The sequence below is a fragment of the Paucimonas lemoignei genome (assembly GCF_004342585.1).
Taxonomy (GTDB): Bacteria; Pseudomonadota; Gammaproteobacteria; order Burkholderiales; family Burkholderiaceae_D; genus Paucimonas; species Paucimonas lemoignei.
In genome coordinates this window covers 106019-116842 of the sequence record NZ_SLZQ01000012.1, presented here as the reverse complement: position 1 = coordinate 116842, position 10824 = coordinate 106019, and the positions used below count along the sequence as shown (strand labels likewise).

Here is a 10824-nt window from a genome sequence, read left to right as displayed (position 1 = left end):
TCCTCCTATGCTCAAATCATAGGCCGGAAATGTCTACCGAAGTGGGGCTAGTCCAATCATAGGCCGGAAATGTCTACCGAAGTGGGGCTAGTCCACTTCGAGCGAGTTCAAGTCGAGCCACCCCTGACATGTCTAGTCCTTGACCAGGCAAACAGCGAAGGTGTGGTCGCGACTATCATCGTACTGAGCCTCCCTATCAAAGAACAGATGCAGAATTGGATTAAAATGGCATATCAGATTTTTGCACCGCTGCGATAAATGAGGTATCTGTCCTCCATGCTTAAAGGATGAATTGCTTAGTGCACGGCGCTTTTTGGTTTGTGTAACAACGCCCATTTATCGCAATAATTCATAACAGGCATTCAAACCAAGCATCTTTACGTCATGAAACGATATGAAGCCCTCGCGGAAGAAATTGCGCAATCGATCAAGTCGGGAGTGCTGAAGTTTGGTGATCGTTTGCCTTCCGTGCGACAAGCCAGTACCAGCCGAGGCGTCAGTCCATCCACGGTATTTGAGGCCTACTATTTGCTGGAAGCACGAGGGCTGATTCGCGCCCGCGAACGCTCCGGCTACTATGTCGCTGCCAACTCCAAGTCCCTTCCGCCGGAACCGGAGATGCCATCCCAGCCGGATACGCATTCCAAGCCCGTGGATGTCAGCAATCTGGTGTTTGAAATACTCGGGTCAATCAGGCAGCGCGATGTCATCCCGTTCGGTTCAGCGTTCCCCAGCCCCCAGCTGTTTCCATTGCCTCGCCTTGCACGCACCATGGCTTCCAGCGTACAGCAGATGGATCCCTGGAGCACCGTGGACGATCTGACGCCCGGCAATGCCAACTTGCGGCGACAAATCGCCCTGCGTTACTTAGCCGATGGCGTCACCATACATACCGATGAGATTGTCATTACCAATGGCGCATTGGAAGCCTTGAATCTTTGCCTGCAGGCGGTGACATATCCTGGCGACGCCGTGATTATTGAATCCCCGACGTTCTATGCCTCATTGCAAGCTCTTGAACGTCTTGCCCTTAGGGCCGTTGAAGTACCGACGCATCCGCGAGAGGGCATCGACCTGGATGCATTAGCCGATGCATTGAAACGTCATCAGCCCAAGGCATGCTGGCTGATGACCAATTTCCAAAATCCCCTGGGAAGTTTGATGCCTGAGGAAAAAAAACGGGCATTGGTTGAGCTTTTAACCGAGCATAACGTGCCACTGATTGAAGACGATGTCTACGGCGAGCTGTATTTTGGCGGCAAGCGCCCGCTTCCGGCGAAGGCATTCGATACCAAAGGGATCGTCATGCATTGTTCTTCATTCTCGAAATGCCTGGCTCCCGGATATCGCGTTGGCTGGGTGGCGCCGGGCCGTTACACGCAAGCCATTTCACGCCTCAAACTAACCACGTCTTTATCCGCATCCGCTCCGGCGCAGGCGGCGTTAGCTGAATATCTAACCAGGGGCGGTTACGACCGCCATTTGCGCCAGTTGCGGCACACTTTATCGGTACAACAAAATTCAGTTATGGAGGCGGTGGTTCGCCACTTCCCGGCTGGAACCCGTGCGACGCGCCCTGACGGCGGCTATTTCCTTTGGCTTGAACTGCCGGAGAATGTGAATACCTTAGAGATTCATCGCCAGGCTTTATCGCTTGGCATCAGTATCGCGCCAGGGCCCATGTTCTCTGCACAGAGAAGCTTTATGAATTGCCTGCGCCTTAACTATGGCCATACTTGGGACAAGCGCGCTGCCGAGGCGCTGGCAACCCTTGGCAAGCTGGTTACTGCTGCGGCAGAAGGAAACCGGGCCCTATCTGCGGAACAGCGAAACCGCAAATGAAATCGTGGCGCAGCCGCATCGGGAATTGCAGCAGCATCACTGGCTATCAGCCGGCTATCTTTTGCCATCAAGGGAAGTTCAAGTCCAAACCAAGCATGCCGGCAACGACGAAGGTGACGAGCCCCAGGCCCAGGAGCACTAGCACGAAGACTGCGGCCACCTTACCGCCCGTGCGTAGCACCGCACGCTTCTCTTCCTCCTTCTCTTTATCGTAATGCCACTTGATGGCGAAGAACATGCCCGTGCCGAACACGAGAACCTTGAACGTAACGAAGACGATAGGGACCCAATCCATTATTTTGAATATTTTCAGGCTATTACTTGACGCTACCAATCGTGAGGAGCACTACCTCAAAACGCAGGTCCAGCAGCTTCATTTTTGTTACATTAATCCATTAATTACAGCATGGACAATAGCAATCAGAAGACCGATGAAAAGGCCGACCATCATGATTGCGACACCAATGACTGCCAATGGATGAATATTCCTGATGTCAGATTCCAGGCCTGCCCGCTTTCTGACTCCAAAAAAACTCCACAATACCATTCTGATAATTTGAAGCAGCTTCATAGTAAATCCATTCAAAATCTCAACACCGCCAGAACAGCCTTGTGACGCTTGACGGCTTCACGCCACTTTGCACGAAGCCGGGACAGAAATACAGAATCAGTTACGCGCCAAAAGGCCATCGCAGCTGAAGCCGCATGGTGACAAGTGCACAAGCATTGATGAGTCAGGCCTGTCCTGGCAATGTCGAATGACTTTGTGCCGTCAAGGCACATTACTCAACAGGAGCGCCCCGGAAACGGCCGACCTCGACTGAGGAAACCAAGGACCCTTTGTTCCCCCACGACATCCGGATATAGGAAGCGACTGCCGCAATCTCCTGGTCGCTCAAGGTCATGCTGAACGGCGGCATGCCATACGGACGTGGATTGCCACCTGTACTTGGCGGATAGCCGCCATTGAGAATCATCCGGATCGTGTTGGTGGCGGCGCTGGCAGACAATGACCTGTTGGCTGCCAAGGGCGGATACGCTGGTGGCATGCCCTTGCCATTCGCCTGGTGACAGTTCACACAATGGTTCTCATAAATGGCCGCGCCTTGCTTTAATACGGCTTCGACATCTCCTGTTATCTTCATTCTGCCGGTTTCAATGCCGGCATCCCGTTCCGGCAGCGACTTCAGATAAATCGACATCGACTGAATATCCGAGTCCGAAAGATGCTGCAAGCTGGAGGCAACCACTTCCGCCATGGGACCGAAGACGGCGCCGCGATGCGATACGCCGGTTTTCAGCAGGCTGGCAATTTCTTGCTCGGACCACTCCCCCAAGCCGGTTTCTTTTCCGGACGTCAGGGATGAGGCATACCAGTTTTGCATTGGAATCATGCCGCCAGCAAGATCGCCTTCTGCAGTTGTCCCACCCAATGCATTTCTGCTGGTGTGACAGGCGGCGCAATGGCCGAGACCTTGAACCAGGTAGGCGCCACGATTCCACTCGGTACTCTGATTGGCCTGAGCCTCGAATTCACCCGGCGTGAAATAGAGGGTGCGCCAGAACGCCAGCAACACCCGCTGGTTGTATGGGAATCTCAGCTCATGGTCTTTGTTCGCTTGCTTTACCGGCGCAACGGTCCTCAAGTATGCAAACATCGCGTCAGCATCGTTGCGGCTGACTTTCGTGTAGTTCGGATAAGGAAATGCCGGGTAAAGAAACTTGCCGTCTTTGGATTTGCCGTTATGGATGGCGCGCCAGAAATCGTCCGCAGTCCAGGAGCCAATTCCTGTTTCCTTGTCCGGGGTAATGTTGGAGGTATAGATATTGCCAAACGGCGTGGCGATTTGCCTGCCGCCCGCATACGACTCGCCACCCCTCGCCGTATGGCAGCCCATGCAATTGCCTGCGCGGGCAAGGTACTCACCCCGGGCAACCTGTTGGTTCGGATCGGCGCTGGCTACGCTACGTTGCTCGCTGCCTGGGTCGTGCGCGAGCTGATAACCGATGATCGCCAGAGGAATCAGGATGACTGCAGCAACGATAATGAGAAGAATGCGCTTCATGGGACGACTCGGCGTTATTGCGGCACGCTGCCACAAGGGATGGGGAGCTTGACGGAGTGGGCTGGAGCGGCCGCCATATTTTCCGGAACAGGTTGTGCGGCAAGCCATGCCGATACAGCGCTGATTTCATCAACGCTGAGTTGCTTGCTGATCTGCGCCATGCAATCGGGTGCCGCGGCTTTTCGCGAGCCGCTTTTCCATGCGCCGAACTGGGCGTTCAGATAGTCACGCGGCAGACCAACCAAGCTGGGGACAGAAGGTAACAAGCCAGTCAGTTTTTCCCCATGACAGGCGATACAGGCCGGAATGTTTCTCGACTGATCGCCTGAAAACACTAAAGCTTTGCCGCGCTCCAGTGTTGACGCTGGCAGGTTGGCTGGCTGAGGAGGCGGATATGGCGGATGGAGATTGGCAAAATGCTCTGCCATTTCCTTCAGATAGGTATCCGATAGATGGGCGACCATATAGGTCATTGCCGGATAACTTCGCCGCCCCTCACGGAAGTTCACTAACTGGTTATAAAGATAGCCGGCCGGTTTGCCTGCAATGCGTGGAAAGTAGCCTTCATTTGTTGCTCTTCCCTCTTTGCCATGACAGGCCGCGCAAGCAATCGCGCGTTGCGCGATGGTGTCTGGAACAGTTTGCTGTGCCAATGCGCCTGAATGAGCAAATGAAAGCGTCAGGCACAACAAGCAGGTTCTTATCGAAGAGCTGATCAGTTTTAGCGTATGAGATTTGCTCATGCTTGCAATAAGGTTAGGTTTATCCGGCGACATTCCTGCAAAAGAGACTGCCGATCTCAAAGTGTGCCGTTTTGAATTTGATAAAGACAGATTCAGATTGCCTTCAAAACACCATATCAGTTTCGATTCCACCTCGCCGGCCAAGTTTCAATTTATGCAATCATCTTAAGTACGAGTCAGCGCACGGTCTATAAGGCACAGGCTTTGCCTAAGACACTGAGCCTTTCAACAATCTTTTCCATGCCTATCTGATACGCTTTTCTAATCGGTTTCTGATTCTGTACTTTCTCTTGCTGCTCCACCACACTCCAGATCCAGAAAGTTGGTTCAGGCGAGGTAAACCGATGTATCAGTACGATCAATATGACGAACTCCTGGTCCGGGAGCGGGTAGCTGAATTTCGAGATCAGGTAGCACGACGTATTTCCGGCGAATTAAGCGAAGAAGAATTTCTGCCCCTTCGATTACAGAACGGGCTCTACATGCAAAAGCATGCCTACATGCTGCGTGTCGCCATTCCCTATGGCTTGTTGTCCGCCCGCCAGCTTCGTATGCTGGCCCATATCGCCCGCACCTATGACAAGGGCTATGGCCACTTCACGACGCGTCAAAACATCCAGTACAACTGGATTCAACTGGAACAGGCACCGGATATCCTGGCCGATCTGGCGACGGTCAACATGCATGCAATCCAGACTTCCGGTAACTGCGTACGCAATATCACGACCGAGCAATTTGCCGGAGTGGCGCAGGACGAACTGATCGATCCGCGGCCGCTTGCTGAAATCCTGCGCCAATGGTCGACGTTGAACCCTGAATTTGCCTTCCTCCCTAGGAAGTTCAAGATTGCACTCTCCTCTTCCGCAGAAGATCGCGCCGCAGTCAGGATGCATGATGTCGGCATCTATCTGCATCAAAACAGCGCAGGAGAAAAGGTGCTGAAGGTGTTCGCCGGAGGTGGCTTGGGCCGCACGCCGATTCTCAGTTCGCTTATCCGCGAAGACTTGCCGTGGCAGCATATGCTGACCTATGTCGAGGCCGTATTACGGGTCTACAACCGCTACGGCCGTCGGGATAACAAGTACAAGGCGCGCATCAAGATTCTGGTCAAGACCTTAGGCGCAGATGTCTTTGCCAAGGAAGTGGAAGAAGAATGGGCGCATCTGAAAGATGGCCCGGCAACACTGACCGAGCAGGAATACGAACGTGTCGCGCGCCACTTTCAACGGGCGCACTATGAGCAACTGCCGGATGAAGATACCGACCATCAACGGCATCTGGCTGAAGACAAGCGATTCGCCCAATGGGTCAAGCGCAATACCCAGCCGCATAAGGTGGCAGGTTACACGGCAGTTACCTTGTCGACCAAGCCCGGTGCGGCTGTGCCACCCGGCGATGTCACGGCCGAACAAATGGACTTGATTGCAGACTGGTCCGAGCAATTTGGCTTTGGCGAGGTGCGGATCGCACACGAACAGAATGTCATTCTGCCCGACATCCGCAAAAAAGACCTGTATGCGCTGTGGCAGCTTGCTTCCAGTGCTGGCCTGGGCACCGCCAACCTGGGACTGCTGACCGATATGATTGCCTGCCCTGGGGGCGACTATTGCTCCCTTGCGAATGCAAGATCGCTGCCGATTGCGCAAGCCATTGCACAGCGCTTCGATGACCTGGATTACCTGCTGGATCTGGGCGATCTGTCGCTGAATATTTCTGGCTGCATTAACGCGTGCGGTCACCACCATATGGGCAATATCGGCATTCTGGGCGTCGATAAGAATGGCGAAGAGTGGTACCAGGTGACCATCGGCGGTGCCCAGGGCAACAACTCCGCAATTGGCAAGATCATTGGACCTTCGTTCCGAGCGGAAGAAATGCCATCGGTGATTGAGAGACTGGTGCTGACGTTTTCCGAATGCCGCATTCAGGATGAAGCCTTCATCGATACGCTGACCCGTGTAGGCATCGAGCCGTTCAAAACCGGTGTCTATGGCCACGCAGAGCAAGCAAGCTAAGGAGAGATGATATGGCTAATGTCATCAAGATTATCAAGAGCGAACCGCAGATTGTGGAAGATGCGTGGACTGTTGTTCGCGGCCCGGAAGCAACGACGGAAGCCAACACTCGGCAATTGATTCTGCCAATCGCTTATCTGGAGAATGCGCCGGCTGAATATGAAGCCATCCAGCCCCGGGCGGTGTGGATTGCGCCGGATGACGAATTTGAGTCCTTAGCGCAGCACTTTCATAAGCTCGACCTCATTGCAGTTGATTTCCCGAGCTTCAGGGATGGTCGTGGATACAGCATCGGTTATCTGTTGCGAACCCGGTACAAGTGGCAAGGTGAATTACGCGCTATCGGGGACGTGTTGCGTGACCAGTTGAACTATATGCGCCGTTGCGGCTTTGATTCATTCGCCGTTCGCGCAGACAAGAACATTCACGACGCCGTCAAGAGCTTCAGCCATTACTCCGTGCAGTACCAAGGCGCCGTCGATCAGCCATTGCCTTTGTTTCGGCGTCGCTAGATCGTCAGGCGTCAATATGCTGACCATGGCCCATAAGCATAAGACCTTTGCAACGCTGCTCGCTGGCCTCGTTGGCGCGAGCGGCGCGCATCGCTTTTATTTATATGGAAAGCGCGACTTCTGGGCATGGACCTATGTCGGCTTGCTGCTTTTGTATCTTTGCCTGGCCTTGTCGGCTTATCTGGAGCTTTCGCCAATTAGCAGCATTCTGGTCGTGTTCCCGATACCCGCTTATGTTGGATTGATTGAAGCACTTGCGCTGGGATTAACGGCGGATGAAAAGTGGGATCAAATCCATAATCCCCAGTCCGGGCTGCGCACCAGATCGACCTGGCGGCTTGCCGTGGTCCTCGTGCTGACATTGTTTTTCGGCTTTATTGCGCTTGTCGCCGGCTTGGCGCGCGCAACAGATCTGTACTTAACCGGCGGATCGTTTGGGTAAGTAGGCTGTCGCTCTACCCTTGTCTTCTACCCTTGTCTATTAAAGAGCTCATCTGCTAGGCGATAAGCAGCCTGTCTGCAGCAATAACGCTGGTGGCAATGCGCTTCCGGCCGGAAGCAGACGCCCACGACCTGACACATCGCGTTTACTACACATAAAGGCCTGCGGATGCTGCAACGTTATTACCATCCTCGCGCATCGGACTTAGCACGTAAGCTGGGTTGAATGCTTTAACATCCTCAGGAAGAATGAGTAGATGGCATGAGTGGTAACACATTTTGACTGCTACTGTACGTCGAAAACCATGTTTTGAAGTCGCTTGCTGGCATCGGCTTGGCTATTACATAGCCCTGCGCAATATCGCAACCCAACTGCCGGAGCAAGTCGAACACTTCCGCGCTTTCGACTCCTTCTGCCACTGTTCGCATTCCCATGCGATGGGCCATTGAGATGATGGTTTCGATGATGTGCGCCGCTCTTACGTCATCGGGCAGTCTCTGTACAAAGTCGATGCAAATATTGCAGTGAGGAGTAACCCGTGCCGAAATCGTCGATTGAAGTAGTAACGTTGACTCTGGCCAGTCGATTAAGCTGGCCAATTATTCCTTCCACATCGGTCATAAGTGCGCCTTCAGTGACTTCAATTTCCAGTGACTCCCCACCCAAACCGTAGTCTTGAAGAAGGCGCAGAACCTGGTCTGAAAAATCTGGCTGCAAGAGATTGCGTGGCGACACATGCACTGCGACCGGAATATTAATTCCGCATTTCCTCCAATGCACCACTTGCTGCAACGCCTGATTTAACACGGACTCGGTGATCAAATGGATCAGGGTGCTTTGTTCGGTTCTTGAAATAAAGACGCCGGGTGGAATATATCCCCTTTCCGGGTGATTCCATCGTATTAAAGCTTCTGCACCGTATAACTGCCCATTTCAGATTGACACTTTCGGCTGGTAGTGAAGCGTCATTTGACCACTATCGATACCGTTCTTCAGTTCACCCAGCATGGAGAGATTCTCTTTGGCGTACACGGCGATTTTTGGCGTATAGGCCACACAATCGCGTCCATGCTGATGCGCGACCACAGACGCATCCTCAGCCCATTTTAAATACTGCTCCGGCGACTCGGTGATGGCGGTAAACGTAACGTAACCAATGCGGGAATCCGCATGAATGGGAACGCCGTTGAAAAGGAAAGGTTGGCGCAGCGCTTCAACGAGCGGCTCCAAGACATGTTGGATATCGGCCATGCCATTGCTACGGAAAAGCATCCCGACCTGTTTAGTCCTGGTGCGATAAACAGGAAATTTTTTCTCTTGGAAAGCATGCAACCGTTTTGACTTTCTACCCGAGATTAGTACGGACTTGACGCCTGCCTCTTGGGAGGCAGTATGAAGAAGCGATTCACCGAAGAACAAATCATTGGCATCCTGGAGGAAGCCGAGGCTGGAGCGAAGGTGGCTGAGCTAGACCGCAACTCGACATTGCCGATGCCACGTATTACAACTGAAAGGCAAAATTCGGCGGAATGACTGCGCCGGAGGTTCAGCGCCCGAAGGCCCTGGAAGCGGAGAATGCCCGACTCAAGCGATTTCTGGCTGAATCAATGCTGGACAACGCCGCCTTGAAGGATATCGTTGGCCGAAAGTGGTAAGCCCACAGATCAAGCGCACCTATCGGGTGTGTCGAAGAGTGGCGTTGCGAATACAATCAGCAGCGTCCACATAGCTCGTTGGGCTACTTGGCGCCAGAGCAGTCCGCAGACAGTTTTTTAACCGCAGACTCCATGTCCCTTCCGGACTAAATTGAGTGGCGGGTCAGGTCTGATAGCTAAATATTTTTGCGCAAAAAAGAAAAAAGGACCGAGCATTTCTGCTAAGTCCTTGATTCATCTGGTGTTCGTTGGTGGGCGGTGCAGGGTTTGAACCTGCGACCCCTGCCGTGTGAAGGCAGTGCTCTACCACTGAGCTAACCGCCCAACGTGGCCGGCATTATGGCACAAAAGAAGAAATGGATCAATTCGTATTCGCTGGCGCTACTTCGGCGCGCCAGACACAGGCGCCCTTCGATTCCTTGTCCACCCTGTCCAGCGTGGCTTCATGCTCGGCCAGTTCCTCGGCGCTCGCCTGCAGCACGATGATCGATTCGAGCGCGGCGACCGCCGCCCCGCTGCCATCCGCATGGCCGTCGGCTTCGCCGAGATCGATCGAGAAGCTCTCCTGCCCGCGCGTCATTGCCAGGTAAACTTCCGCCAGCAATTCCGCATCCAGCAACGCGCCGTGCAAGGTGCGGTGGGAATTGGAAATCTCGTAACGGTCGCATAACGCATCGAGCGAATTGCGCTTCCCCGGATGCATTTCCTTTGCCCGCACCAGCGTGTCGGTGACCTCGCTCACATGCTTGATAAAGGCCGGCCATCCCAGGCGCTCGAATTCGGCATCCAAGAAAGCCAGATCGAAGGGTGCGTTATGGATGATGATTTCCGCATCCTTCACATACTCGCGGAATTCTTCCGCGATTTCGGCGAACTTCGGCTTATCGCTCAGGAATTCGGTGGTCAGGCCGTGCACCTGCAGCGCGCCCTCTTCCGAATCACGCTCGGGATTGATATAGCGGTGAAAATTATTGCCGGTCAGGCGGCGGTTGACGACTTCTACGCACCCCACTTCGATGATGCGGTTGCCCGCGCGGGGATTGAGGCCGGTAGTTTCGGTATCGAGGACGATTTGACGCATGGCGGGAATCTTATCACAGCACCGATTGCCGGACCGACTCAACGCCGCGGTTGGCAAGCGCATCGGCGCGCTCATTGCCCTCATGACCGGCATGGCCCTTGATCCAGCGCCATTCGATCTTGTGGCGCGACTGCGCTTCATCCAGCGCCTGCCACAGGTCCACATTCTTGACCGGAGCGCGGGCAGCGGTTTTCCAGCCGCGCGCCTTCCAGCCATGGATCCATTCGCTGATCCCCTTCTGCACGTATTCGCTATCGGTGTGCAGGATGATTTCGCAGGGGCGCTTCAAGACCGACAGCGCTTCGATCACGGCGCGCAGCTCCATGCGATTGTTGGTGGTATTGAGTTCGCCGCCGAATAATTCCTTTTCATGCGAACCGGAGCGCAACCACGCGCCCCAGCCGCCGGCCCCGGGATTACCCTTGCAAGCCCCGTCGGTATAGATTTCTACTTTATCCACTTCAACCT

General features: G+C 54.0%; 12 protein-coding genes, 1 tRNA gene and 2 pseudogenes. 6 read left to right on the top strand and 9 right to left on the bottom strand.

Annotated features, from left to right (window positions below):
• The first annotated feature begins 384 nt into the window (after positions 1-384).
• Positions 385-1842, top strand: a complete 1458-nt coding sequence (locus EDC30_RS16100) for an aminotransferase-like domain-containing protein (protein ID WP_132259871.1) — start codon at positions 385-387, stop codon at positions 1840-1842.
• A gap of 67 nt (positions 1843-1909) precedes the next feature.
• On the opposite strand, the gene EDC30_RS16095 is transcribed toward EDC30_RS16100, so the two are convergent.
• The 4 genes from EDC30_RS16095 to EDC30_RS16080 all read right to left on the bottom strand — a co-directional run bounded on the left by EDC30_RS16095 (position 1910) and on the right by EDC30_RS16080 (position 4651).
• Positions 1910-2137 carry a hypothetical protein gene (locus EDC30_RS16095; protein ID WP_132259870.1) on the bottom strand — a complete coding sequence of 76 codons (228 nt, stop codon included), beginning with the start codon at positions 2135-2137 and terminating at the stop codon, positions 1910-1912.
• 87 nt (positions 2138-2224) lie between these two features.
• Positions 2225-2413, bottom strand: coding sequence for a DUF2970 domain-containing protein (locus EDC30_RS16090; RefSeq protein ID WP_132259869.1), 189 nt, complete (start codon positions 2411-2413; stop codon positions 2225-2227).
• A 211-nt stretch (positions 2414-2624) separates the two neighbouring features.
• Positions 2625-3908: a cytochrome c gene (locus tag EDC30_RS16085; protein ID WP_132259868.1), complete on the bottom strand. Its 1284-nt coding sequence runs from the start codon at positions 3906-3908 to the stop codon at positions 2625-2627.
• Positions 3909-3922: 14 nt separating this feature from the next.
• A complete protein-coding gene (locus EDC30_RS16080; RefSeq protein WP_132259885.1) occupies positions 3923-4651 on the bottom strand; it encodes a c-type cytochrome in 729 nt (242 codons plus the stop codon).
• 344 nt (positions 4652-4995) lie between these two features.
• Here EDC30_RS16080 and EDC30_RS16075 point away from each other — a divergent pair, with 344 nt between their 5' ends.
• The 3 genes from EDC30_RS16075 to EDC30_RS16065 are packed head-to-tail and all read left to right on the top strand — an operon-like array spanning position 4996 to position 7620.
• On the top strand, positions 4996-6666 hold the full coding sequence (locus EDC30_RS16075) for a nitrite/sulfite reductase (RefSeq protein ID WP_132259867.1): 1671 nt from the start codon (positions 4996-4998) through the stop codon (positions 6664-6666).
• A gap of 11 nt (positions 6667-6677) precedes the next feature.
• On the top strand, positions 6678-7178 hold the full coding sequence (locus EDC30_RS16070; RefSeq protein ID WP_132259866.1) for a DUF934 domain-containing protein: 501 nt from the start codon (positions 6678-6680) through the stop codon (positions 7176-7178).
• A gap of 16 nt (positions 7179-7194) precedes the next feature.
• Complete coding sequence (locus EDC30_RS16065; RefSeq protein WP_243656820.1) at positions 7195-7620, top strand: hypothetical protein; 426 nt, start codon at positions 7195-7197, stop codon at positions 7618-7620.
• Positions 7621-7859: 239 nt separating this feature from the next.
• Here the strand turns inward: EDC30_RS16065 and EDC30_RS20010 are convergent.
• Both EDC30_RS20010 and EDC30_RS16050 read right to left on the bottom strand, forming a co-directional pair.
• Positions 7860-8493 (bottom strand): annotated as a pseudogene (locus EDC30_RS20010) (EAL domain-containing protein).
• 60 nt (positions 8494-8553) lie between these two features.
• Positions 8554-8871 carry a hypothetical protein gene (locus tag EDC30_RS16050; protein WP_132259864.1) on the bottom strand — a complete coding sequence of 106 codons (318 nt, stop codon included), beginning with the start codon at positions 8869-8871 and terminating at the stop codon, positions 8554-8556.
• A gap of 141 nt (positions 8872-9012) precedes the next feature.
• Between EDC30_RS16050 and EDC30_RS19830 the strand changes: the two are divergent.
• Both EDC30_RS19830 and EDC30_RS20005 read left to right on the top strand, forming a co-directional pair.
• Positions 9013-9269, top strand: a pseudogene (locus EDC30_RS19830) (transposase); the annotation flags it as partial.
• 27 nt (positions 9270-9296) lie between these two features.
• Complete coding sequence (locus tag EDC30_RS20005; RefSeq protein WP_132259882.1) at positions 9297-9425, top strand: integrase core domain-containing protein; 129 nt, start codon at positions 9297-9299, stop codon at positions 9423-9425.
• Positions 9426-9524: 99 nt separating this feature from the next.
• Here EDC30_RS20005 and EDC30_RS16040 read toward each other — a convergent pair.
• The 3 genes from EDC30_RS16040 to rnhA form a co-directional block, all read right to left on the bottom strand.
• Positions 9525-9599, bottom strand: a tRNA-Val gene (locus EDC30_RS16040).
• Between the two features lie 37 nt (positions 9600-9636).
• Entirely contained in the window at positions 9637-10356 is a 720-nt protein-coding gene (gene dnaQ / locus EDC30_RS16035; protein WP_165973854.1) for a DNA polymerase III subunit epsilon, read from the bottom strand.
• A gap of 13 nt (positions 10357-10369) precedes the next feature.
• On the bottom strand, positions 10370-10816 hold the full coding sequence (gene rnhA, locus EDC30_RS16030; RefSeq protein WP_132259862.1) for a ribonuclease HI: 447 nt from the start codon (positions 10814-10816) through the stop codon (positions 10370-10372).
• Positions 10817-10824 lie beyond the last annotated feature (8 nt).